Below are 24,615 nucleotides of genomic sequence, written 5' to 3' on the forward strand. Positions count from 1 at the left end.
TTGTGCTGGCGACAATAGCAAGAGTGAACCACCTGATCCCTTCCCGAACTCAGAAGTGAAACCTCTTAGCGCTGATGGTAGTGTGGGGTTACCCATGTGAGAGTAAGTCATCGCCAGCTCATTATTCGAAACACCCCCTGACTCGTGCAGGGGGTGTTTTTTTATGCACGAAGAAAAAGGGAAAGTTATCAAAATAGAAAATAATAAGAGAAGCAAATTCAAAAAATAAGAAAACGAGAGATATTTAAAGAAAATAAAACTAAAATGCTCAATCCATCTATATCATTTTAAAATCTTTTGCTAATGAAAATGTGTAATAAATCAATATAATAAAATCGTTTGTTTCATTAATAATATATAGGGTATTTAAGATGTTTTTAAAAAAATTATTAACTATAGTTTTATTTGCATTTGTTTCTTTAAATACTACAGCTGGTGTGTATCAGGATAAACTAAGTGAATGTTTGGTAAATAAAATTTCAGCAGAAGAGAGTCAGAACTTAACGGCTTGGATTTATTTGGCATTTTCAGCACATCCAGAAATTTCTAAGTATAGTAAAGTGACGTCCGCTGAGATGCAAAAGATTGATAAAAATATGGCAAATTTATTTCAAGAATTATTTACTAAACGTTGTAATGCTGAAATCAAAGCTGTTACAGAAAATGAAGGAACAAATGCTTTGGGTAAAGCATTTGAACTATTGGGGAATCGTGCAGCTGAGAACCTGATGAAAAATCCAGTTGTTGAAAAACGTATTGCATCATTTGCACAATATTTTGATGAAGATAAAATGCGTGAATCGATGAAATAAATTGAATTGGACTAGGTGAATGTATTTGACAGTTGATATTCGCTTAGTTCATTACTCACTCTTTTTAAAGAATATAATAATTGCCCTAATAATACATTTTTTGATGTCAAGACAACTAATATCATAGGGTGCTGAGGGTGAGAGATCGCTGTGAGTAATGCTTTACCATTTTTTGCATCTAATGTAATGGTTTGACAACCGACTAAATTAATTTCATTAGTAAAAGCTTGAACCATTGCTAAGATTGAACTGCTTACAGCTGCAAGTTTTCCAGAATTTTCAATATTTTTCTTTTCTATAGATTTTAATTCAAAACCATCAGTTGAACATAACATCATATATTCAACACCGGACACATCAGAAATTAACTCCTTCATGAGTTTATGTGCTTGTTCAATAAGCTGTAGTGGTGCTGAACGTGTTGTACGAATTGCTGTATTCATAATATCTTCATTAGATTGAAAGTTGAACTTCGGCTTTTGCAATAAGTGCTTCTAGAATAAAAAGAATGTCTTTTTTATTTCTAGCATCGATATAAAAAATCGGGTGATGTATCTGTTGTGAATCCTGCCATTCTTTATAAAGTTTGGTGGATTTATACTGCGTACTGTCTAAATGTGTAATCGCGATGATGATGTTTTCATTATTTTCAGAAAAATAATTTAAATAATCATTCAGCTGCTGAATTGGATGGTCATGTGTATGATCAATCAAAATAATTGTACCAATCGCGCCGTTACAAATGGTATTCCATATAAAGTTAAATCTTTCTTGGCCCGGCGTACCATATAAACCAAGTTTAGTACCATCGGCGAGAGTAAGCTCACCGTAATCGATTCCAACAGTAGTCAACATTTTTTGATGCGCATTTTGATCAGTATTAAGCGCTTCTGTACTCAGTACAGGAATATCAGAAATACTTTGAATAGCAGTGGTTTTTCCGGCACCCATCGTTCCGGCAAATACGATCTTGTATTGCTGTAAAATCATAATGAAATTTTAGATTCCTAATTTTTTTCGAAGACTACGGAAAAAACTCTGTAGTGGACTTGAAGATTCTTGAGCTGTTTTTTGGCTATGATATACACTCGCCATGGCCGGTATCTCTTCTATGATTTGAGCTATATGGCATGCAAATAAATAACGATTAATAAAGTTTTGGCTTAAATATATTTGTTCAGCAATATATTGAGTAGAACTACCTTCCATAAAAAAAGCGGATATTTTCAATAGTGATTGTCGCTCAGCACAATGTATAGGCTGTGGCCAATGCAAAAGTTTATAGTGGCTTGTGTAATTGGGGGGAGTATCATCTACGTAATCCCAAACAAATTGCCATAATCCATGCTGTAAATTTATTGATTCCAACCCATATTTAAAAGTGACAACTGTATTTGTATCTGCTGAAATGAGTGTGATTTCAGAATTTTGTGTGATTTGTATATTTTGTTCTATCCAAAACTCATTGCTTAAGTTATCAATGAGTGCGATTGGTTTTTGATCTAAAAGCAATAGTTGACGTTGATGTTTATTTAAATCTTTAAAAGCCTGTGAGATCTGGAGTGCATTTAATTTAGGTTTTGTGTCTTGAACAACAATAGGATTGGACACATTTACAGGATTAATGTCTCGGAACCTTAACGCAACTGAATGCTCTAACCAATGCTCAAATTGATTGGTATTTGTTAGGGGTAAAAACAGGGTATCGTGTTCGATTTGATTTGCTTTCAATTCATTTTTTTTAAGTTTAAGTATGATTAAAGCTTCGTGCCTTATTTTATTTATATTCGGCAGGTCGATAAAGTCATCATTGATTAATAGGACTTGGAGTTTCGAATCTGCAATGTTTGTCCAATGAATAGTAAAAGTTTCAGATAGCTTATTTGAAATAATAGATTTAATGTCATTGATAACATTTAGATTTAAGCCAAAGATAGAAATATATAATGTGCTATTCACGAAATGGTCCAGAAAAACTGGGTTATTTCTTGTGAAATAACCCAACTTTAAATTAAGAAAAATCTAATTCTTTTTCGAAATGTTTAAGTTCATGGCGAGCCATAGCAAGGTTTGATTTACTACGGTCTAATACGAGGTAAAGAAATAATGCTTCATTTGAGTCGAGTGGGCGGATTAAGTGATATTGTTTACCCAGAGTAATTAGAATGTCTTCAATAGAGTCATTTAAATTCAACGCTTTGGCAACTTTACGCTTTGAGCGGACAACTTCAGTATTACCAGCAGCAGCTAATTCTAAATCGATGTCGTTATTGCCTTGTGTCGCCATAGCAAGGCCACTTTCGCTGTCAACCAAAGCTGCAGCAATAAAACCGTCAATGTCTGTTAAAGCGTTTAAAGATAATTTGGCCATTATTAACCCCAATAAATTATATGTTAATCAGTAATATAGTTTTACTGACCTATATGATATTAGCGAAAAATAATGAATAAACAATGCTAAAAAAATCAGCTGGTTGATTATTGTTAATAATAAATAAAGTAAAAATGATGTTTAAACGATTCTTGGCTGCTAAAAATTGTAGTATTGTGTAGAATATTTAAACTTTTTATAAAATTATTTTATATAAAATTCTATTAAGGTTATTGTTTTGTAAGGGTTTTTTTATTAATAAATTTAATGTATTATTCCATTAATTTAATATGTAATAAATATTATATAATACAAAATAAGTATTAGGTGTTAATGCTGTTTGTTTATTTTCTGATCATTAAAATATATTATATAATATTATTTCTAGATTAATATTTGTGATTTAAGTCTATTAAATTTAATTATTTGTGATGTATGTTAAAAGTTCAATCCTAGGTTAATAGGATTGAACTGTACTTTTTATAATGCACTTTTTAAATTATTTCGATGTTGTTTCACTTGTTTTGCATAACGTTTGCCTTGTTTTTTCATTTTTCGATTGGTGTTATAAGCGGTAGGTCCGACATTATAGTAGGCTAAAGCTTTTGGCATGCTGCCAGCGGCATTTTTATATTTAGTTAAAATAAATGACCCACAATTAATATTGGTTAATTCGTCATATAAATCCCCAGGGCATGTTGCTTGCCAATAACGTGGCATCACCTGAGTTAAACCGACTGCACCTGCAGGTGAACTGACATAAGGGCGGAAAGTTGATTCTTGGCGAATAACAGCAGCCAGTAGTAAAGGATCTAAGTTGTATTGATCAGCAGTTTGCACAATGTAGGGTGACACTCGATTTGCAGTTTCAGGATTGACTGAATAGGCCTTTTGGATCCCTGATGAAAGTTTAACGGCACGTTTTTCTACAGAGCCACCACCGAGTGATGAACATCCAGAAATCAGGGTTACAGATATAATAACAGTTGAAAACTTTAAGCTGTGAGCGCTTAGGAGCGACGAAAGACGAGTTGAAAGGCGAGTTTTATTCAGTACATTCTGCATTTATGTTCACTTTAAAATAATCGTGGCTAAGTGTAATTTCTAAAGCGATAGTATGAATTGGAGACTTAGAGGTCAATATTTTCTTAAGATGCTCTGTACAGTGAAATTGTAAGAATTGATGAAAATGTACTCAAATTACATAATTATTTAAGTGAAGAGAGAAAAACAGATAGCATTACTTGTGTCCGTATTTCTCTCTTGATATGGTACTTATTAAGATTGTGGGGATATTCAAATCCCGAGAACTTTAGTTATAAAAAACTAGAATATCCACTCATGAAATATCCCTATTTGAAAAAGCTATAACTTTTTTCAGAGGTATGAATGGAATCTAAGTATAATTTAAAGTGTTTTAAGCATCCAAATTTCGCATGCTTGGCTATGACCTGTATTGCCCTTGGGAGCTTGTAAATGTTGAAATCCTACTTTTTCATAGAGTTTTACCGCTTGTCCAAGTGTATGTGTAGTTTCTAAATAACACGCTTTAAAATTATGATCTTTGGCGAATTGAAAACAAAGTTCTAAAATATCTTTGGCTAAACCATGACCACGTAATTCAGGCAAAAAATACATTTTTTGGATTTCTAAAATGCTTGAATCTCCAGCTAAAGGAGAAAGGCCGCCGCCACCTAAAATTGTACCGTCTTGATTTTCAATAACCCAATATTGTGCATTTGCTTGTGCATAAACGTGATATAAATCATCTAAAATTGGATCTGCAACGGCAAATCCTGATTCAGGTGCTAATCCAAATTCTTTGGAAACTGTGCGAATGACATTGGCAATGCTTGCATTGTCTTCAAGTTGAAGTGGTCGGATCTGAAACATAATCATCGAAAAACAAAAAGATGGATTGTTTATAGACTGATCCTATATAAAAATCCATCTTTAAGTTTCAAATTGCTCAAGCAAAGTAATTATTTTAATTCGCTTGAACTTTTACCCAGTTCACGTCGTGCAACGATTAATTGTTGAATTTGCTGTGTTCCTTCAAATATATCAAGGATTTTTGAATCACGTGCCCATTTTTCCAATAATTCATCTTCGTTATAACCAACTGCAGCTGCGAGCTCTAAACATTTTAATGTGATTTCATTACCTATACGGCCTGCTTTTGCTTTAGCGATGGATGCTTCACGTGAGTTAGGTTTTTTGTTGTCGGCCATCCATGCGGCTTTGAGCATGAGGAGACGTGCTGCTTCCCAGTCTGCTTCCATACGGTAGATTTGTGCAGCAATATTCGAGCTTTGTAAGATGGGTGTTGAATACTGCTCATCTAGTTCATCTTTAAAGATTTCTTTAATTCGCTCTAAAGATGCCTTTGCACAGCCAATAGCCATCGCAGCAACGAGTGGGCGAGTATTATCAAAAGTTTCCATTACCCCAGCAAAACCCTTAGCTACATCAATTTCAGCATTGCCTAATAAGTTTGCAGCAGGGACACGACAATCAACAAAACTAATAGCAGCCGTATCAGAAGCTTTAATACCCAATTTATGTTCTAGGCGTTCTACAGTCATGCCTGGTGTACCTTTTTCAACAACAAAGGATTTAATCGCTGCACGACCTAATTTTTTATCTAGGGTTGCCCAAACCACCACGGAATCAGCACGTTCACCCGAGGTGACAAAGATCTTTTCACCATTGAGGATGTATTCATCGCCATCTTTCGTCGCTGTTGTCCGAATAGCTGCAGAATCAGAGCCACAATTGGGTTCTGTAATGGCCATAGCGGCCCAAGTTCCTTTTAAGCGTTCTAGTTGTTCATCATTGGCTACTGCTGCAATAGCCGAATTTCCAAGCCCTTGTCGAGGCATACTGAGCAACAGGCCTGTATCTCCATAGCACATCTCGATGATACTGAGGGCTGTCGACATATTGACACCGTTTTTATTACCCGTGTCTGTGTCGCCACGTTTATTGACGGCGGCACCTGCATTCATGCCGTCACCGCCATCATTCATACCGTCGACGAGGGAAGACAACATGTCTAATTCTTTCGGGTAGGCATGTTCGGCTTTGTCATATTTACGTGAAATAGGACGTAGAACATTTAAAGCGACTTCATGGGCTTGGTCGATCAGCAATTTAAATTTTTTCGGATTTTGTAAGTTCATGGACATTTCCTTGTTTTTATTTTGCTGAATTAAGCATGTAAGCCAGATTGAAGAATCGCTGTGGCACGTAAGTCTCGATACCAACGTTCTACGGGATGTTCTTTGGTAAAGCCATGACCACCTAATATTTGCACGCCATCTGTCCCAATTTTCATTGACTTTTCAGCACATAATACGCGGGCTAAATAGGCTTCACGATGAAAGGGCTTGCCAGCTTCGGCTAGACTTGCTGCATTGAGGATGAGCATATGCATGGCATCAATTTCGATTGCCATATCTGCAATCATAAATGCCACACTTTGACGATGTGAAATTGGCTCCCCAAAAGCTGTACGTTCGTTTGCATATTGAATGCAATACTTTTTCACTGCAGTTGCGGTACCAACAGCCATTGCACACCACATTAAATTGCCAAGATCGATAAATGATGTGTAGTTGAAATCTTGATCGCCTAAGCGTTGGGCAGGGGTCTGATCAAATTTTAACGTTACCGTTTCAGTGGCTTTCAAACCCATAGCAGGTGTTTTTTTTGCGCTAATGCTCTGGTCACGTTGCACAATAAAAACTTCAGGCTGCCCATTCAGCATGGCACTCACCAAGAGCACATCTGCCTGTTCACCTAAAAGGACTAAGGTTTTCTCCCCACTGATTTTATACTGCTGGCCATCAGCAATCGCGTGAGTTTTAAGTTGATAGGGATTAAATGCCGCTGTTGCCTCTTGAACCGCAAAGCTTGCACGTAGGGCTGAATCATCTGCAAATGCCGCTAAGTAGGTTGCTTGAACAGATTCGGAACCCCATTGGGTGATGGCGTTGATACAGCTAAATGTCGACAGTAAACCTGCTGTTAAACTAAAGTCACCTTCAGCCAATTGTTCAGCAATTAAGATATTGCTAATGATATTTTTTTCTGCCGCGACGCCACCCAAATCTTCAGGTAAGGCATAATAATTTAGACCTAGATCTTGGATATGTTGCCATAACGCTTCAGGAAATCTTTCCTCTTGATCGGCTTGATGAGCAAGTGGATACAAGACTTCTGTGGCAAACTGCTGCATCGCATCAGCAGTCATTTGCTGTTCTTCAGTCAGGTTTAAATCAAATAATGATTTTTGTTGATTTGGCAAACGTTGCTTTTGCACACCTTTGTTGGTCTGAAATGCTTTTTGTGTCTGGCTCAGGGTTTTAAAACCAGCTTTTGAGCTTTGATACAAAGATTTTTCAACAAATTTGCGTAGTTTAAACTGATCGAGTACATCACTTCCGGCAATTTTAGTTAAAAGTGAGAGCCCAAATCCTTGAGCCTTGTTTACCATATTGGTCATTGTTGTTTTCCATTTGCATTGTTCTTATTTAATGCTGACATGCCAAAGATAGAAAAACCATGTCATAATTGACATGCATGATTGTCAAAGATAAACGGCGAAATTAGGTGGGATTTGATAGCTAAATGATTAATTAAGAATAGAAAAGTAAAAAGGCTTAAAAGGATTTTTATTTTAAAATTGACTTGGCTGACATTTGAGTCAGCCAAGTCTTGAAGTGTGCATTGAATGATTATTGATATTTTTGAATCATACGACGAACATTGGTTTTCGCTTCAATGACGGTCATAAAGGTATATGCACCGATAAATTTACGGCTGATAAACATAAACTCTTTAGGTGGAACTGAGAAGTAGCGAGATGCCATCGATTTTGAAGCTTGTTGCATCACACGGCTATGTAATTGGCTTTTTTTCCAATCATAGCGTTGTTGTTCGTCCATAACACCAGCAGGGATGTCCGGGTTATTTGCAGTGCTACTAAATGCCTCTGTCGCTAACAAAAAGACTTTAGCCATATCAGGTTTAATACTTTGTGGAATACCATCAAAGAACTCATAACCTGTCATCGCTTTGACCATTTGCTCAGAGCTATGGTGATAACCCGCGGTAATCAAATTACGTGCAACGCCTAATAGATGCTCATCGAACTGACGGATCGCACCAAAGTCGAGGAGTACGATTTTATCTGGTACATCCGCACCATTGCCCAAACGCACCAAATAGTTTCCGAAGTTAGGGTCGGTTTGCATTTCACCCCATTCAAAAATTTCGCGTACGGCAATTTCAAGTGATGCTTCACCTAAGGCGTTACGGCGCTCTTGAGGAAGTGACAGCATTACTGGGCTGTTAATCGGCACACCACGTTCAAAAGTCATACACAGTACTTGAGGTGTTGAATAACTTTCAATGATTTGCGGCACGATATAGCGTGGGTCTTCTTTTAAGCGTGCAGCAAAACGGCGAGTGGTATCTGCTTCGATTTTATAATTTACTTCACGATGCATCATTTCACGAACTTCATCAAACCACTGATCAAATTCACGGGTTTGAGGCACCATTCGTGTCAGTTTAAGCATGTTTTTGAATAGATTCATATCCGAATCGATTGCATCTGCCACACCCGGATACTGGATTTTTAAAACCAGTTCTAAACCATCAGATTTGCGTTTTGCACGGTGAACCTGTGCCAGAGATGCTGTGCCAAGTGGCTCATGATCAATCACGAGATCATCAAGCTTTGAGCCAAGTTGATTTTGTAATTGGACTTTAATGGCTGGCCATGCCAATGCAACTGTTTGATTGTTCAGAGTGTTGAGGGCTTGGGTGATTTCTTCAGGCAGAAAATGTTCACCATACAACGCCATCATTTGCCCAATTTTTACAATCGAACCTTTTAATTTACCAATTTCTGCGACGAGATATTCGGCCTGATCTTTCATGGCTTTTTTACGCTTTTTCTCTTTTTCTTCTTCACTCGAAAAAATAGAAGTGGCGTTTGATGCTGCCCAACGAGTTCCCGCAAGTAGCGATGCCTTTGCGATAGATAAGCGTCGATCCATAGAAGACGTTTTCAAGTGTTTGAGCTTATCGTTCTGATCTGACATGTAAATTAAATCCTTTAATCAGCAATTCGCAGAAAAATACATTGTAGCTAATTTTAACGTTTCTTAACGTATTAAAATAGTTCAACTTACTGAATATGCAGTAAGCATTTGCAAACTTAAGCAAGATGCCACGTAGACAGGCACATTGGAAATAAAACTATAAACGATATTTGATTTTTACCGTATCGTTTTGCATCAATGCGGCTTTATGTTTTTCAATATGTTGATGAATAAGATGTTGGACAGATTCGTCTTTAAATCCGGCAGCATAACCTTTGACAATAATAATGCTCGGTAAGCTAAAAAATAGGGTACGTGCGTTTTCTAGACTCGCATCAGGGAAAACTTGATGTTCGATCAGTAGTTGCTGAAAAAATGCCTTTTCGGTTTGCACGTTTAAAGACTGAGTGTCTTCCCAATAGCTTTGACGCATAGCCATGAGGTTATTGTGCTTATAGCTCATTGGAGCTCCGCATTTAAAATTTAACTGTTTGTATGGAGATGATTTTAAGAAAATAAAGCTTAGGATCAAGTACAAATTGCTAAACAATTGAGCTTTAATTGGTTTTTATTCGTAATTTTTATCTATTAGGTTTTATAGCATGCTGAAGAAAAGCCTAAAGTACAAATTTCATTTCAGCGAATGTATCTGACCTATATATGCAGGTTATGAAACGCTTGCAAGCGGTGAATAATGCCGTATTTTTATTATAAATAGCATCAAAACAAGGTATCATAGGGCGTTTAAAAAATTATGAACTGGAGACGCCTTAAGTGGATCGACCGACTATTAGCCCTGAACATTTACAGGAAGCAGCTGAAAACCTATCTACAATTCGTGATTATATCCGCTTTGGGGTAACAGCTTTACGTCAATATGATGCCCACTTAGGACAAGGTACAGAAGACTATTTTGCTGAAAGCTCAGCATTGGTTTTACAAACGTTATCTCTAGATTGGAATGCAGATGCGGAAATCTTAGATGCGAAATTATTGCCAAGTGAAGTTGCAGAATTTTTAGCATTGTTAGAACGTCGTATTAATGAAAAAGTTCCGACGTCTTATTTACTTAACTTGTCTTATTTCTTTGGTAAGCCATTTTATGTCGATGAACGTGTACTGATTCCACGTTCTCCAATTGCAGAATTGATTGAAAACCGTTTTGCGCCATATTGCTTAGGTGAAAATGGCGAAATGGGTGCTGCGGTTAATAATCTACCTGAAAATGCCAATCCAAAAACTCCTCAGCGCATTTTAGATATGTGTACGGGTTCGGGTTGTATCGCGATTGCTTTAGCTTATGCATTCCCAGACGCTGAAGTTGATGCAACAGATTTGTCTAAAGATGCACTTGAAGTGGCGCAAATTAACTGTGAACACCACAATAAACAATATCAAGTGGCTTTACTTGAGTCTGATTTATTCGCCAAAATTCCAGCAGAAAATCAATATGATTTGATCGTGTCGAATCCACCATATGTGGATGCTGAAGACATGGCAGATTTACCAGAAGAATTCCACCATGAACCTGAAATGGCGCTTGCTGCGGGTCAAGATGGTTTGGATCTTGTCCGTAAAATGTTGGCACAAGCTGCAGATTACCTGACTGAAGATGGCTTAATTGTGATCGAAGTGGGTAACTCAGAATGGGCAATGCGTCAAAACTTCAATACCGTTGATTTTTACTGGTTACAGTTCCAAAAAGGCGGTACAGGTATCTTTGCATTGACTGCTGCTCAATGCCGCGAATACCGAGATTTATTTATTCAATCTGTTCAAGCATAAGGAGTCGTTTGACATGGCAGGTAATAGTATAGGGCAGCTCTTCCGTGTAACGACTTGTGGTGAATCTCATGGCGTTGGTTTGATGGCCATTGTGGATGGGGTTCCACCGGGTATTGAACTGACTGAAGCCGATTTGCAAAAGGATCTGGATCGTCGTAAGCCGGGCACATCTAAGTTTGCGACTCAGCGTAAAGAACCCGATGAAGTTGAAATTATTTCAGGCGTATTTGAAGGCAAAACAACCGGTACATCGATTGGTCTTTTGATCCGTAACACAGATCAAAAATCAAAAGATTATGGCAACATTGCGCAAACCTTCCGTCCGGGTCATGCAGACTATACGTATACACATAAGTATGGTTTCCGTGATTATCGTGGTGGTGGCCGTTCGAGTGCTCGTGAAACTGCGATGCGTGTTGCTGCGGGTGCGATTGCTAAAAAATTCTTGTTTGAGAAATTCGGCATAGAAATTCGTGGTCATGTAACCCAAATTGGTACCGAAAAAGCAGAGAAATTGGACTGGAATGAAGTTCCGAATAACCCATTTTTCTGTGGTGATGCTGATGCCGTCCCACGTTTTGAGGCTCTCGTAACGTCACTTCGTGAACAAGGAACGAGCTGTGGCGCCAAACTGGAAATTATTGCGACGCAAGTGCCAGTCGGTTGGGGCGAGCCTGTATTTGATCGTTTAGATGCAGATATTGCACATGCTATGATGTCCATCAATGCTGTAAAAGGTGTAGAAATTGGTGATGGCTTTGGTGTTGCCGAGCAGTTTGGTCATGAAACACGTGATGAGTTAACTACGGATGGTTTCTTGGCAAACCATGCAGGCGGCATTTTGGGCGGTATTTCGAGTGGTCAAGACATTCGTGTTGCGATCGCCTTGAAACCAACAGCTTCCATTACTACGCCGGGTAAAACCATTACGATTAATCGTGAAGATACAGATGTGTTGACCAAAGGTCGTCATGATCCTTGTGTCGGTGTTCGCGCGACACCAATTGCAGAGGCGATGTTAGCAATTGTGCTCATGGATCACTTCATGCGTAACCGTGCACAAAATGCGGATGTTGTCGCTCCATTTGCCCCAATTGAACCCAAGTGAGGAAACAAAGCGCTGCTTTGTTCCGAACGCGGTTGGTGAGTAGCGTTAGCGAGTCACAGTGGATAAATAACAAAGCGTTGCTTTGTTCCGAACGCGGTTAGTGAATAGCGTTAGCAAGTCACACTGATGAGCACATTGCTTTAAAAAAACCAGACAATTGTCTGGTTTTTTTATTTCAGTAAAATAGGCCTATGAAAATAAATAGCTAAAAAATATGAATATAAGACATGCTTTACTTGGTGATATTCAGCAGCTCGAAAGCTTAATGAATATAGCCTATCGGGAGAATCATCCCAAGAGTTGGACCACGGAACATCATATTGTTCGAGGAAATCGAATAAATGTCTCTCAACTCAGTCAACTCTTACAAAAAAAGGATTTTCATCTATATGTGATTGAGTCGGTACATGCGCAGATCAAGGGGTGTATTGGTATTCAAATGCAGGGGATGAGCTGTGAAATTGGTCATTTTGCAATTCATCCAAATGAGCAAGCTCAGGGCTTAGGAAAAAAATTATTGCAATTTGCAGAACAACAAGCGATGTTGATGGAACCCAATGTTGAAGAATTTGTCATGTATGTGATTGATCGGCGTTTAGAATTAATAAAATATTATCAACGACGTGGCTATAACATAACAGATGAAAATCAAGCCTATCCTCTTCATCTAGAGGTGGGTCAACCGATATGTGAACTGACAATTAAACAATTAATTAAACGAATAAAATAAAGATCATGTGATGCATTTGATTAATTTATAAGATGAGATGAATAAAAAATCCCAAAAGAAGACATAGACTAACTTCTGGGATTTTTATTTTAGACTATTTGGTCTTAAGAATAAGCACGTAAAAATAGACGATAGGCATCTGAAGATTTTTGGTTTTTTAACATATAGTGTGCGATTTCACCTTGGTTGGTATTCATTATCACAGCAATATTTTTTGCGTCCCGAAATTGTTTAAGCACAGCATCTGGGATCATCACGGTATTAGAAGAATCAATCACATTTGAATTATCTAAGCGACGATAATTTGTTTGACCAATTGCAGGATAAGACAAAACTTTGCCGTCAATCACAAAAGATATTTCACTCATATCAAGCTGCTGTTGATCATAAGAATGCAGTGAAAGTGCATACTCACCTTTGTTTTTTTGCCAATCAATTGCAAGTTCAGGACATTTTTGTCCAGCTTCACATAGTAACTGACCTCGAGTAATGGTCCGTTGGATCACTTTGCTGTTTTCAACGGTATTCACACCTTTTAGCTTCAAGGTTCTTGTTTCAGGTTTATTTTTAGGTACGGTAATACAACCTGTGAGTAGTAGGAGTGTAAATCCTAGAACTACATAATTTTTCATGTGTTTTTCCATGTTAGTGTTATTTTTATGAGCAATATTTATTTTTGCGCATATTCACACAGAAAAACAAAAAAGTAAAATACATCACACTTTTCTAGTTTTGTTCGAGCACTGCTTTGATATAAGTAGTGGATATTCAAATAAATAATACTTTTCAGTGATGTTAAGCGAACTTCATAGAAGATTGGATAATTTAAGCAGGATCTGTGATTTTGCGCTATCAATCTGCTCGGGATTGGTTTGTTGAGATAATTGGTCACGTGGTTTTTCACCTAAAAAATATTTGATCCGTTCAGCATTTGCACCTGATGGATGGGGAAGTCCAGCTAGAATCTGTTGATCATTTAAATAGCCTAAGCTACATACATAATTTAAAACCTCATCTACACCTTTGCCTAGCGGGATATAAATTGCGTTCGGAAGCTGTTGAACCATAGGAATAAAATAATCATCAATATGTTGTTTTAATAATTCATTTTTCAGCATTGGGGGCGTTGAGCCAGCATAATTTTCTCCATTGACCAAAATACATTGCTGTAAAACCGAGCACATTTGCACTATATCTTGATGATTGCTAAATAGCTCTGCAGTGGTCTGTATGCCTAATTGATTGTGTAATCCAATATGATCTAGCAGTTGAGTTAAATTTTTACGAATAGGGCCGCTAAAAGCGCCACTATTCTTGGCAAGTTTAAGAATGTTTTCCTCAGATACTTGCTGTTCTAAGCCGACCTTTGCTGCGATTAATGAATTACGCCATTGTTGTTGGCCTGGGCAGATGCCGACGATAACCACTTTTGCATTATGATTTATGGCCTCGAATGGTGCATAAAAACTTTGAACAGGCCCCAGAGTCTTAAGAAGGAGTAAATCACTTTGGGTTAATTCTTCAATAGAATGTGTTTTGATCAAAGATGCAAAGCGAGAGAAAAGCGTAGAATCCGACATAAAACTTCAATCTTTCTAGTTATAAATTTCATTTAATATTTTAAACCTTTATTTTAAAGATGAAGTATTTAGGTGTAGAAAAAAATGATTTTAAATTTATAACCTAACAACTTAAATCGATATAAAAAATAATATTTAACAATATTGACCCAAATAGGACTTGAGATTTGGTACAAATATTGCTCATATCTAACTAAGGCAATACCAAGATGAATGCCGAATAAAAACGAATGGATGATTGCAGGAGAGAAGCACAGATCGTGCTCGCCGAAGGAGCAAGTTCCCCCAGGAAACTCTCAGGCAAAAGGACTGTAATCATATAAAAAAATCTGGAGAGAAGTAGGCTAGACCTACTCACCGAAGGGGAAGGTTCACATTGCATCGCAAGGAACCAAAGCTCTCAGGTACCAATAACAGATGGGGCGAGCATAGGAAATATAATTTCCAAGGAGCCTATATGTGTCATATTGTTGTGATTGGTGCAGGTATTACTGGGGTAACGACAGCTTACGAACTCGGATTACTCGGCTATCGTGTCACTGTGGTCGATAAACATCTTTATCCAGCGATGGAAACGTCGTTTGCCAATGGTGGTCAATTATCAGCCTGTAATGCTGAAGTCTGGAACCAAAAAGCAACGGTAGTGAAAGGCATCAAATGGATGTCACAAAAAACCGCGCCATTATTATTAAATCCAAGTTTTAATCTACACAAATATTCATGGCTCTTTGAGTTTATGGGACATATTAAAGATTATCGTGAAAATACTCACGAGACTGTCCGTCTTGCATTGATGGCACGTCAGCGCTTATTTGAAATAGCTGAGCATGAAAACTTACAGTTTGATTTAGAAAAACGCGGCATTTTACATTTCTTTCATAATCAACATGATTATGAGGTGGCGACTCAAGTTAATAATATGCTCTGTGAAGGTGGTTTAGAGCGTCATCCTGTGACATTAGCTGAAATCCGTGATATTGAGCCTAGTCTGACAGGTGAATACTATGGTGGTTTTTATTGTCCGGGGGATGCCACGGGCGACATCCACAAATTTACGACGCAGCTTGCTAAAGCAACAGAACGCTTTGATGTGAAATATATGTGGGGTTTTGAGGTGACTGACTTTGAACATCATGCAAAAGGTGTCAATGTTCAGTTAAAAGCCAGTGATGAAAATATGGAGCATCCTGATGCTGATACCATACTTGAAGCAGATGCTGTGGTGGTCTGTGGTGGCGTAGGTAGTTATGAACTTGCACATAAACTCGGTGATCGCGTAAATGTGTATCCAGTCAAAGGATATTCAATCACCATTAATTTAAATGATGAACAAAGTCAGGCCAATGCGCCTTGGGTAAGTCTGTTGGATGAAAGTGCCAAAATTGTGACTTCACGCTTAGGTGCAAATCGACTACGTGTTGCAGGCACGGCAGAGTTTAATGGCTATAACCGAGATATTCGTGCCGATCGCATTCAGCCTTTAATTGATTGGTCGAATCGCAACTTTAATCTATCAACTGAACATGTAGTGCCGTGGGCGGGTTTACGACCAATGATGCCCAATATGATGCCTGTAGTGCATGCAGGTAAGCGTGATCATATTTTCTATAATACAGGGCATGGTCACCTTGGATGGACCTTATCTGCGGCAACAGCTGCGATGATTAGCCAGCAAGTGCAGCAAACACATCCGATTTAACTGACATATTGTAGACATCAAAAAAGCCTCAATGTTGAGGCTTTTTTGATGTATCTAAGTCATTCGAATTTGATCTTAATCATATAAACGATAAATCCCTGCAAAACGTTCACAGCCTTTTTGTTCAGTTTTTACTGAGAGTAAGGCTTTACTGTAATTGAACTGATATTTGCAGTCGTGTTCATTATCGGTGATTTGATTTTTTTGTTCGGGTGTTGTGTAAGCTAAAAATGGAATGGTTTGTGTTTCAACTCGATTGTTCGGATTACGATAGGCAATGCCTTCTATTTTGATACTGTCTTTGCCAAGTTGATGTACCTTTAAATGTACAGGTGATGTCGCAAAATGACCATTTTCAAATTTAAGATAATGCTGCGTTAGACTTTGGTTCATCGAGGTATAAATATTCAAATCTTCATGGCGAAGCTCAAATTGTTGTTTAAAACACTCCAAGTTTTTGCATTGCTGAACACGACTGTACCATAATTTTTGCGTATCTATCAGTAAGCGTATTGGGGCATCGGTAATTAACTGCGCCGTTAAAAAAAGCCCATCTAACTTTTCACGTTGTTCTTCAAAACCGTCAGAACAGTAATTTTTTTTTGCCTGAGTATTGGCCTGATCACAGTCTATCTTTTCTGCATGCGTAAACATCGCTAGGCCAGAACCTATTAGCAGAACTAGTCCGAATTTTTTGATGATATTTATTTCAGTTTTCAACAGCATGATCGCTTATACTTTCACTATGTTGCGCTTGCCCACACTATAGCGAAATAGAAAGCGTGAATACAAGATTTCAATCATTATTTTCTCAAGGAACTCAAGCATGATAGCTCAAATTCGTATCGGTCAGGGCATGGATGTGCATGCATTTGAAGAAGGTGACTTTGTAACGCTTGCTGGTGTTCAAATTCCACATACACATGGACTCAAAGCACATTCTGATGGTGATGTGGTACTGCACGCGCTTTGTGATGCATTATTAGGAGCTTTGGCACTTGGAGATATTGGTCAGCATTTTCCAGATACAGATCCAAAATTTAAAGGTGCCGATAGTCGAGTACTTTTAAAACACGTCTACCAAATGATTTTAGATCGTGGATATGTACTTAATAATGCTGATATTACCGTGGCTTGTGAGCGCCCTAAACTAGCAAAACATAATTTAGAAATGCGTCAAAGTATCGCAGATGTTATGGATGTTGAAGTTACACAAATTAGCATCAAAGCGACCACCACCGAAAAATTAGGGTTTACTGGTCGCCAAGAAGGTATTCTTTCTACTGCAACAGTACTGATTTCTCACGCAAAATGATCTGGATGGATCAGTGCATGTTGTAAATCTTGAGTTGCTTTACGGCCTTGAAGTTGTAAGGCAACCGCATGGATTAAACCTGCCCATGTTTCATTGGGTTCCCAAATTTGATGCATCAAATCTTGAGCCTTTGGCATATCAACATCCATATAGTATTGACGATATAAATACATCAAACTGCTGACACGGAAGTTTTTCGCACAGTGTAGCCAAACCGTTTGACCTTGAACCAAATGGTCAATCATATCGAGTACTAAAAGGCATTGATCATCTGAAGGGGTATCCCAAGAGATTGGAACTTGGATGTAGTTCAGGCCTAGATCTAGGCAAATGCGGTCTTCATGCTCAATATGATTGGATGCATCGGTCAGTGCTAAATTAATAACCGTTGAAACACCATATTCTTTAATCGTTTGAAGCTCAGAAGGAGATGGTTGTCCTGACGTTAATAAGTGTTCATGTATATATTGGAAGTTTTCAATATGACTTAACGCATTTTCGATTTCATTCATCTGACAAATAATCCTTTAAAGTAAAACGCCATCTCGAAGATGGCGTTTTTCATTCACTTAGCGTGTCGGTAACACGTCTTTAAGTGCTTCATGCATCTCTAACAAGACTTTTTCAGTCGTATCCCAATCGATACAGCCATCAGTCACTGATTTACCATATTCGAGGTCACATAGGTTGGCAGGAATATCCTGACGACCACCTTTTAAGTGACTTTCTACCATAATACCCACGATTGACTTGTTTCCGTCAAGGATTTGTTCAGTAATATTTTTGAGAACAAGGGGTTGTAGGTACGGGTCTTTGTTTGAGTTTGCATGACTGGTATCAATCATAATTTTGCCACTAACTTTTGCTTTGGCTAATGCCGCCTCTGCATCTGCAACTGAACCTGCGTCGTAGTTTGGTTTACCGTTACCGCCACGAAGTACAACGTGTGCATATGGGTTACCACTGGTACGAATAACAGAAACTTGACCTTGGTCGCTTAAGCCCAAGAAGCTATGACCATGTTTAACAGATTGCATGGCATTGGTCGCAACGGTTAAACCGCCATCTGTACCATTTTTAAAGCCCACAGGTGAAGAAAGGCCAGAAGACATTTCACGATGTGTTTGGCTTTCAGTGGTACGCGCACCAATCGCTGACCAAGAGATAAGATCTTGGTAGTACTGTGGTGAGTTCGGATCGAGTGCTTCAGTTGCACAAGGCAAACCTTTTTCATTCAATTCAAGTAAAAGTTTACGACCAATACGTAAGCCTTTTTCGATGTTGAAAGAGTCGTTCATGTCAGGGTCATTAATCAGACCTTTCCAACCCACAGTGGTACGTGGTTTTTCAAAATACACACGCATCACGACATAAATCGTATCTTGGATTTTGTCACTTAAAACTTTTAAACGGTCAGCATAATCATGTGCAGCGACTGTGTCGTGAATTGAACATGGACCAATGACAACAAAAAGACGTTTGTCATTTCCATCTAAAATATTACGTACAGTTTCACGGCCCTTAAGGACTGTTTGATAGGCAGTTTCAGTCAGAGGTAGCTCTTTTTTTAGTTCTGCAGGAGTAACAAGAGGCTGAATGCTTTTTACATTCACGTCATCAATGTCGTTTTGGGTAATAGAATTTGACTGTAAAGTATTCATTGCCGTCACTGGTTTGATTATACAAAAGGTTGTTTCGTGAGCCGAATATAACATGAATATAGCATTCAAATGTTATAAAAAAGATCAATAAGTCTCTGAAAAAAAAGTGATGAATCGGGCAGTTAATTTAAACCTGCTGACTATTCACCGTCGGTGCGATCAACATTGCAGTTGTTGGTTTTTCGACAGGTTTTGATTTTACTGGATTAATGATGAAATTCATGCCTAAAACAAACAAGGTAATGCCTAAGACTTTACGAATGACTTTTTCAGGTAAACGTGAGCTGATTAAAGTTCCGACCACAATTGCAGGAATAGAACCAACCAATAACCAACCCAATAAATGAAAATCGACATTACCTGAGCTCATATGACCCAAGCCTGCAACCAGTGTAAGAATCACGGCATGTACGACGTCAGAGCCGATAATTCGAATCATTGGTAAATTAGGGAACATGAGTACCAATGCCATAATACCGAAGGCACCTGCACCAACAGACGATAGAGTAACGAATACGCCTAAAATAATCCCCATGATGATGATATATGCACGCTTATTTTTAGCTTGGAAATTGATACGCTCCAGATCAGCACTCATATCATCCAACTGATCAGTTTTTCGAAATTTATTAAAGAATTTTTCGATATGACCACGGAAAATAATTGAGATCCCTGTAATCGTCAGCATAAAACCTAAAAACATGGTTAAGACGGTTTTGTAATGTGTCGATTGGCTGAGATAGTTTTCAAGTACCCAATGGGTCGCAAAAGACGCAGGGATACTGCCGACTGCAAGCCAAATAACAATGGTCCATACAATATTCATTTTACGTGCATGAACTAAAGAACCACAAAATTTTGAAATTGCGGCATATAGTAGGTCTGTGCCGATCGCAATATGGGGTTCAATTTTATACAGGCTGATCAGGATCGGGGTCATCAATGAACCACCGCCAACGCCGGTAATACCTACGCAGAAACCTACAATTACACCTGCCAGAATGAACTCTAAAGGACCGACCATCGCTGAATGCCAAATATCAAAAAACGTGCATATCTTATGACTAATTGATATAAGTCGTTGTCTCGATTAGTGATTTGCTTGTGAAAAAAATAGATAAAGAGTGTCTTTAATTTGGAAATACATGAATTTTTACTAAGCTAAGTTATTGATTTCGGCTTTCTCAACTGGTTGATAGTTCAAATGGAGATTATGCTGCAGTGAAATCATGTATTTAGAATATAAGGTGATGACTATCTGAAATGCATATCTAATACCAAAAAACGCACCGTAGGTTTATTTTCCTAGTCTTTAATTAGTTATTTATCGATATATGCGACTGTGAACTTAAAGTCCAGTCCTGCAAAATCTCATACTCCTTAAAAAGATAAGGTTTCGCCATTATTCGAATATGGGTAGAAGGACACTAACTAGACATTTTAAACATGCGTCAGAACGACCTATTGTCACTTGGTTAAATAATGAAAGACTGCGATATGCGGCAGAATTGCTTGAAGTGACAGATTATTCAGTTGATAAAATTGCGGAAAGCGCAGGTTTTAATACAGCAGTGCTATTTCGTAAATTGTTTAAGAGTAAATACGGTAGAAATCAGAACCATTGGTATAAAAAATTTTAGTTAGTAGCTAAGCACAGTGAGGAATATTTCTAAAATGGTGAATTAGAGCTGTACAGCTTTTTTCAGGAAATCTATTAACTTTGTGAAGGACTCGTATAGAATCTATAGCTAAAGAAAATTGAGTTAAAAGGACAGACTTTTGCAAAATCGGAAACTTAAAATTGGCATCGTGGTTGGGGAAGTATCCGGGGATACATTAGGCGCCAAGCTTATCCGTAGTTTTCGACAGCAAGGGATTGATGCGGAATTTGAAGGCATTGGTGGTCCGCAAATGATTGCAGAAGGCTTTAACAGCTATTATCCGATGGATATTTTATCGGTGATGGGGATCGTTGAAGTCTTAAAAGATATTAAAAAACTCTTTGCTGTACGTGATGGTCTGGTTGAAAAATGGACTGAAAACCCTGTCGATGTTTTTGTAGGGATAGATGCACCGGATTTTAATTTGCGTTTATCTAAGAGCATGAAGCAAAAACAGCTACCAATTAAAACAGTGCAATATGTTAGTCCTTCAGTGTGGGCGTGGCGCCAAGGCCGTGTGCATGGCATCAAGGCGAGTATTGATTTAGTCCTTTGTTTATTTCCTTTCGAAAAAGTATTTTTTCAAAAATGGCAAGTTCCGGCTGCATTTGTCGGACACCCATTGGCAAGTCAGTTGCCTTTAGATAATCCACTCGTTGCGGCTAAACACGAGTTAGGCTTAGATGAGCATCAAAAACACATTGCATTACTTCCGGGCAGCCGTCGCGGTGAAATTGAGCGCTTAGGGCCTTTGGTGCTGTCTGCCGCACAGATTTTGACGGAGCAGCATCCAGACTATGTGTTCCTGATTCCTGCAATCAATGATGCACGTAAACAGCAAATCGAATTGTTGCTCAAGCAGTATCCTGAAGCATTACAAGCCAAAGTTCGCTTGATGGAAAACACCGATACCGAATCTAAAATTGGCCGTCAGGTGATGAACGCATCGAATATTGTCGCTTTGGCTTCGGGTACAGCGACTTTAGAAGCGATGCTTTTACACCGCCCAATGGTAACCTTTTATAAGTTAAATTGGCTGACCTATCATGTGGTGAAATTGCTGATCAAAATTCCGTATTATTCATTGCCAAATATTATTGCGGGCAAAAAGGTGATTCAGGAACTTATTCAACATGATGCAACACCTGAAAAATTAGCAGCAGAAATTGAAAGCTTAATGGATGTTGAAAAATCGCAAATTCAAGTAATGCAGCATATCACCATGCATAAACAACTGCTTTCAGGCAACAGTGAAAACCCTGTGGAAGCGATTTTAAAGCTTTTAAATTAAACCTTTAAGGTCACTCATTTTTTGCGATCTGATGCTGCTGTCGATACTGGCTCGGTGTGAGATCATAAAACTTTTTAAAAGTTTGGCTAAATGCCGTTTCAGATGAGTAACCGATACGATGGGCAATTTGCTGAATAGTCAGTTGCCCCGTTTGTAAGTGCTGTGTTGCCAGTCGCAAACGATGTTGCTGCAAATAGGCGAGTGGTGATTCACCGAGCATTTGAGTGAATAAACTGGCAAATTTAGAACGTGACATGCAACATTGTTCTGCCAAACTTTCGACGGTCCATGCATGCTGTGGTTGTTCATGAATCGCGGCCAAAGCGTTGGATAATTCAGGATGACTCAAGGCATGCAACCAACTGCTTGAATCTGACAAGGCTGCAATATAATCACGTACACATTCGATAAATAAAATACTCACCAAATGATCCAAAATTTTGTCGCGGCCTGGACGTATCTGATGCGCTTCAACTGCCAGAAAATGTAAGCCAATTTGCAACCATTCCGGTGCGGTACTGCTCATGATATGTGGTGTATGTAACAGCGTGGGGAGTGCATTCACTAAGGGCTTTGCCATAATGCTGTCGACATGCCCACGGATCGCGAGTACAAATAAATCCTCTGCTTTATGAGATTCGGCAGAATTTAATTCAATGGTTTTATTTCGTTGCTCTTGAAACAGTGGTGTGATGTTTATTGACTCAACCAAGACATCAGACTGTATAGATTTGCAGTAATGATTTTGCCCTGAGGGAATAAGGCAAAGATCGCCAGTTTCAAGTAAGACCTGCTCTTGATCTATATGCACAACACACTGACCTTGAATCACCACATACGCAACCATGGCGTTAAGATCTTGAAAATGAAAAGCCCAAGGATGCTTTGATCTCAAATAAATATATTCAGATCGGTGGAGATGAATATCATCAAAAATTTTACTTAAAGCATCCATATTTCAAATATTTACTCATATTAATTTTGTATTTATAGATGGTCACTATGTGTTTAAAGGTCAACATTTATCCTTAAATGCCAAAGACGATCGCATAGTTTTTTTGGACGCTTAAAACTGTTCTGGCTGCCCATATTTTACGAATATAAACACAGAAGAAGTAAATAGGGAAGTCTAGCGCATGAATGCACCAGTAAAATTAAATGAACAGCAGCTCGCTCAGTTAGAAAGCAAAATCGGTAGTGTTTTAGATAAAAAACGTTATGGTTGGCTATTGAGTCCAGGTTTACCAGTCATTGGTATGGGGATCTTGGCGGGTTATCATTTTGGTCCAAAACAGACAAAAAAACTATTTGCCATGGGCGGGCCGCTTCTACTGCATGTCATTATTCCTGCACTGGATGCACTGATCGGTGATGATGCCAATAACCCGACAGATGATGACATCAAAGTTTTAGTGAATGATCCCTATTATGATCGGATCGTCAAACTATTTATTCCACTGCAAATGGCAGCGAATGCTTTTGCTGGCTATGTGGTTACCCGTAAAGATGTTTCAATATTAGATCAAGTTCTACTTGGGATTTCGATGGGTGCAATTAATGGCGTCGGTGTAAATACAGCACATGAACTCTGCCATCGACCACATAAAAAAGACCATTACTGGGCACATGCGACGCTCGCACCATTAGGTTATAGCCATTTCCGCATCGAACATCCTTATGGGCACCATAAACGTGCGGCAACGCCTGAAGATCCTGCATCTTCAAAAATGGGCGAAACTTTTTATGAGTTTTGGCCACGCACTGTATTTGGTGGAATTAAATCGGCGGTGCAGATTGAGAAACAACGTTTAAAACGTAAAGGTTTAAGTTTCTTTTCGAAGGAAAATGAACTGTTTCATGGTTGGGCGATGAGTGCAGGTTTTCATGCCTCGATGCTGAAAATGTTTGGTAAAGGCGTGACACCGTATTTAGTTACACAGGCCTTTTATGGAATCAGCCTTTTTGAAATTATTAATTATATTGAACATTATGGCCTGAAGCGTGAGCAAAAACCGGATGGAAGTTATGCGCGAACCATGCCTGAACATAGTTGGAATAACAATAATATTGTGACCAATCTATTTTTGTATCAATTACAGCGACATTCAGACCATCATGCATATCCGACTCGTCCATTTCAGGCTTTAAGACATTTTGATGAAGCGCCAGAGTTGCCTAGCGGCTATGCCACTATGCTAATTCCTGCTTTAGTACCCTCTATTTGGTTTAAGATGATGGATAAACGTGTCTATGATCACTACCAAGGCGATTTAACTAAAGCCAATATTCATCCTAAACGTCGTGCAAGTATTTTTAAAAAGTTTGCAATTTCAGACGTTTAAATCGAATACCTGATGAGAAGAATCCCAAGCTTGTTTAGTTGGGATTTTTTATTGTGCGTATTATTAACCGATGCTACGCAGTAACATCAGAAGCGCACGTTGATTCAAATAAAAGAACGATACACGGTAACGTCATCCGAAATTGTT

Annotated in this window: 26 protein-coding genes, 1 rRNA gene and 1 riboswitch; of the genes, 10 read left to right on the plus strand and 17 right to left on the minus strand. The window is 38.4% G+C overall.

All coding sequences use genetic code 11. The features are described from left to right. Positions 1 to 4: 4 nt before the first annotated feature. Together rrf and FTT92_RS08890 are read left to right on the plus strand one after the other, a co-directional pair. Positions 5 to 119, plus strand: a 5S ribosomal RNA gene (rrf, locus tag FTT92_RS08885). A 252-nt stretch (positions 120 to 371) separates the two neighbouring features. Beyond that, entirely contained in the window at positions 372 to 812 is a 441-nt protein-coding gene (locus tag FTT92_RS08890; protein WP_180171906.1) for a hypothetical protein, read from the plus strand. Between the two features lie 11 nt (positions 813 to 823). Here FTT92_RS08890 and FTT92_RS08895 read toward each other — a convergent pair whose 3' ends face one another. From FTT92_RS08895 to FTT92_RS08940, 10 genes are all read right to left on the minus strand, one after another. Further along, positions 824 to 1,255 carry a roadblock/LC7 domain-containing protein gene (locus FTT92_RS08895; RefSeq protein ID WP_180171907.1) on the minus strand — a complete coding sequence of 144 codons (432 nt, stop codon included), beginning with the start codon at positions 1,253 to 1,255 and terminating at the stop codon, positions 824 to 826. Between the two features lie 10 nt (positions 1,256 to 1,265). Further along, positions 1,266 to 1,802, minus strand: coding sequence for an ATP/GTP-binding protein (locus FTT92_RS08900; RefSeq protein WP_078193879.1), 537 nt, complete (start codon positions 1,800 to 1,802; stop codon positions 1,266 to 1,268). A 9-nt stretch (positions 1,803 to 1,811) separates the two neighbouring features. Beyond that, on the minus strand, positions 1,812 to 2,771 hold the full coding sequence (locus tag FTT92_RS08905) for a hypothetical protein (protein ID WP_180171908.1): 960 nt from the start codon (positions 2,769 to 2,771) through the stop codon (positions 1,812 to 1,814). 52 nt (positions 2,772 to 2,823) lie between these two features. After that, positions 2,824 to 3,183: a hypothetical protein gene (locus FTT92_RS08910; protein WP_078193877.1), complete on the minus strand. Its 360-nt coding sequence runs from the start codon at positions 3,181 to 3,183 to the stop codon at positions 2,824 to 2,826. A 480-nt stretch (positions 3,184 to 3,663) separates the two neighbouring features. Continuing rightward, complete coding sequence (locus tag FTT92_RS08915; RefSeq protein ID WP_111884299.1) at positions 3,664 to 4,248, minus strand: lytic transglycosylase domain-containing protein; 585 nt, start codon at positions 4,246 to 4,248, stop codon at positions 3,664 to 3,666. Between the two features lie 342 nt (positions 4,249 to 4,590). Next, positions 4,591 to 5,076, minus strand: coding sequence for a GNAT family N-acetyltransferase (locus FTT92_RS08920; RefSeq protein ID WP_180172023.1), 486 nt, complete (start codon positions 5,074 to 5,076; stop codon positions 4,591 to 4,593). 89 nt (positions 5,077 to 5,165) lie between these two features. Continuing rightward, positions 5,166 to 6,365, minus strand: coding sequence for an acyl-CoA dehydrogenase family protein (locus tag FTT92_RS08925; RefSeq protein WP_180171909.1), 1,200 nt, complete (start codon positions 6,363 to 6,365; stop codon positions 5,166 to 5,168). A 29-nt stretch (positions 6,366 to 6,394) separates the two neighbouring features. Next, positions 6,395 to 7,681, minus strand: coding sequence for an acyl-CoA dehydrogenase family protein (locus FTT92_RS08930; protein WP_180172024.1), 1,287 nt, complete (start codon positions 7,679 to 7,681; stop codon positions 6,395 to 6,397). A 241-nt stretch (positions 7,682 to 7,922) separates the two neighbouring features. Continuing rightward, complete coding sequence (locus FTT92_RS08935) at positions 7,923 to 9,296, minus strand: AarF/ABC1/UbiB kinase family protein (RefSeq protein WP_180171910.1); 1,374 nt, start codon at positions 9,294 to 9,296, stop codon at positions 7,923 to 7,925. A gap of 157 nt (positions 9,297 to 9,453) precedes the next feature. Further along, entirely contained in the window at positions 9,454 to 9,759 is a 306-nt protein-coding gene (locus FTT92_RS08940; protein WP_180171911.1) for a hypothetical protein, read from the minus strand. A gap of 311 nt (positions 9,760 to 10,070) precedes the next feature. On the opposite strand from FTT92_RS08940, the gene prmB reads away from it, so the two are divergent. The 3 genes from prmB (at position 10,071) to FTT92_RS08955 (ending at position 12,919) form a co-directional block, all read left to right on the plus strand. Further along, positions 10,071 to 11,081: a 50S ribosomal protein L3 N(5)-glutamine methyltransferase gene (gene prmB / locus FTT92_RS08945; protein ID WP_078193871.1), complete on the plus strand. Its 1,011-nt coding sequence runs from the start codon at positions 10,071 to 10,073 to the stop codon at positions 11,079 to 11,081. 13 nt (positions 11,082 to 11,094) lie between these two features. Continuing rightward, a complete protein-coding gene (gene aroC / locus FTT92_RS08950; RefSeq protein WP_168378684.1) occupies positions 11,095 to 12,189 on the plus strand; it encodes a chorismate synthase in 1,095 nt (364 codons plus the stop codon). 214 nt (positions 12,190 to 12,403) lie between these two features. Then, the gene (locus FTT92_RS08955) at positions 12,404 to 12,919 is read left to right on the plus strand and encodes an N-acetyltransferase (protein WP_180171912.1); all 516 of its coding nucleotides are present in this window, start codon (positions 12,404 to 12,406) and stop codon (positions 12,917 to 12,919) included. 104 nt (positions 12,920 to 13,023) lie between these two features. On the opposite strand, the gene FTT92_RS08960 is transcribed toward FTT92_RS08955, so the two are convergent. After that, positions 13,024 to 13,551 (minus strand): hypothetical protein, encoded by a 528-nt coding sequence (locus FTT92_RS08960; RefSeq protein WP_180171913.1) that lies wholly within the window; start codon positions 13,549 to 13,551, stop codon positions 13,024 to 13,026. A gap of 174 nt (positions 13,552 to 13,725) precedes the next feature. Then, positions 13,726 to 14,499 (minus strand): hypothetical protein, encoded by a 774-nt coding sequence (locus tag FTT92_RS08965; protein ID WP_180171914.1) that lies wholly within the window; start codon positions 14,497 to 14,499, stop codon positions 13,726 to 13,728. A 231-nt stretch (positions 14,500 to 14,730) separates the two neighbouring features. Next, positions 14,731 to 14,821: riboswitch (glycine riboswitch) on the plus strand. Between the two features lie 135 nt (positions 14,822 to 14,956). Here FTT92_RS08965 and FTT92_RS08970 point away from each other — a divergent pair. After that, positions 14,957 to 16,198, plus strand: a complete 1,242-nt coding sequence (locus FTT92_RS08970) for a D-amino acid dehydrogenase (protein ID WP_180162737.1) — start codon at positions 14,957 to 14,959, stop codon at positions 16,196 to 16,198. A gap of 75 nt (positions 16,199 to 16,273) precedes the next feature. On the opposite strand, the gene FTT92_RS08975 is transcribed toward FTT92_RS08970, so the two are convergent. Continuing rightward, positions 16,274 to 16,924 (minus strand): hypothetical protein, encoded by a 651-nt coding sequence (locus tag FTT92_RS08975; protein WP_180035702.1) that lies wholly within the window; start codon positions 16,922 to 16,924, stop codon positions 16,274 to 16,276. Positions 16,925 to 17,024: 100 nt separating this feature from the next. On the opposite strand from FTT92_RS08975, the gene ispF reads away from it, so the two are divergent. Continuing rightward, positions 17,025 to 17,513, plus strand: coding sequence for a 2-C-methyl-D-erythritol 2,4-cyclodiphosphate synthase (ispF, locus tag FTT92_RS08980; protein WP_111884307.1), 489 nt, complete (start codon positions 17,025 to 17,027; stop codon positions 17,511 to 17,513). Here the strand turns inward: ispF and FTT92_RS08985 are convergent. The 3 genes from FTT92_RS08985 to FTT92_RS08995 form a co-directional block, all read right to left on the minus strand. After that, positions 17,501 to 18,025 (minus strand): protein tyrosine phosphatase family protein, encoded by a 525-nt coding sequence (locus FTT92_RS08985; RefSeq protein ID WP_180171915.1) that lies wholly within the window; start codon positions 18,023 to 18,025, stop codon positions 17,501 to 17,503. The two genes, ispF and FTT92_RS08985, sit on opposite strands and share 13 nt — an antisense overlap. 57 nt (positions 18,026 to 18,082) lie before the next feature. Then, positions 18,083 to 19,174 (minus strand): 3-deoxy-7-phosphoheptulonate synthase, encoded by a 1,092-nt coding sequence (locus FTT92_RS08990; protein ID WP_143221612.1) that lies wholly within the window; start codon positions 19,172 to 19,174, stop codon positions 18,083 to 18,085. A 127-nt stretch (positions 19,175 to 19,301) separates the two neighbouring features. Beyond that, entirely contained in the window at positions 19,302 to 20,198 is an 897-nt protein-coding gene (locus FTT92_RS08995) for a sulfite exporter TauE/SafE family protein (RefSeq protein ID WP_180171916.1), read from the minus strand. Positions 20,199 to 20,586: 388 nt separating this feature from the next. Here FTT92_RS08995 and FTT92_RS16850 point away from each other — a divergent pair, with 388 nt between their 5' ends. Further along, positions 20,587 to 20,814, plus strand: a complete 228-nt coding sequence (locus FTT92_RS16850; RefSeq protein WP_180171917.1) for a helix-turn-helix domain-containing protein — start codon at positions 20,587 to 20,589, stop codon at positions 20,812 to 20,814. 139 nt (positions 20,815 to 20,953) lie between these two features. After that, positions 20,954 to 22,126, plus strand: coding sequence for a lipid-A-disaccharide synthase (lpxB, locus tag FTT92_RS09005; RefSeq protein ID WP_180171918.1), 1,173 nt, complete (start codon positions 20,954 to 20,956; stop codon positions 22,124 to 22,126). A gap of 10 nt (positions 22,127 to 22,136) precedes the next feature. Here lpxB and FTT92_RS09010 read toward each other — a convergent pair whose 3' ends face one another. After that, complete coding sequence (locus FTT92_RS09010) at positions 22,137 to 23,081, minus strand: AraC family transcriptional regulator (protein ID WP_180171919.1); 945 nt, start codon at positions 23,079 to 23,081, stop codon at positions 22,137 to 22,139. A 181-nt stretch (positions 23,082 to 23,262) separates the two neighbouring features. On the opposite strand from FTT92_RS09010, the gene FTT92_RS09015 reads away from it, so the two are divergent. Next, the gene (locus FTT92_RS09015) at positions 23,263 to 24,468 is read left to right on the plus strand and encodes an alkane 1-monooxygenase (RefSeq protein ID WP_180171920.1); all 1,206 of its coding nucleotides are present in this window, start codon (positions 23,263 to 23,265) and stop codon (positions 24,466 to 24,468) included. The last annotated feature ends 147 nt before the right edge of the window (positions 24,469 to 24,615 follow it).

Origin of the sequence: Acinetobacter sp. YH12023 (genome assembly GCF_013420135.1) — a bacterium.
GTDB classification, from domain to species: Bacteria; Pseudomonadota; Gammaproteobacteria; order Pseudomonadales; family Moraxellaceae; genus Acinetobacter; species Acinetobacter amyesii.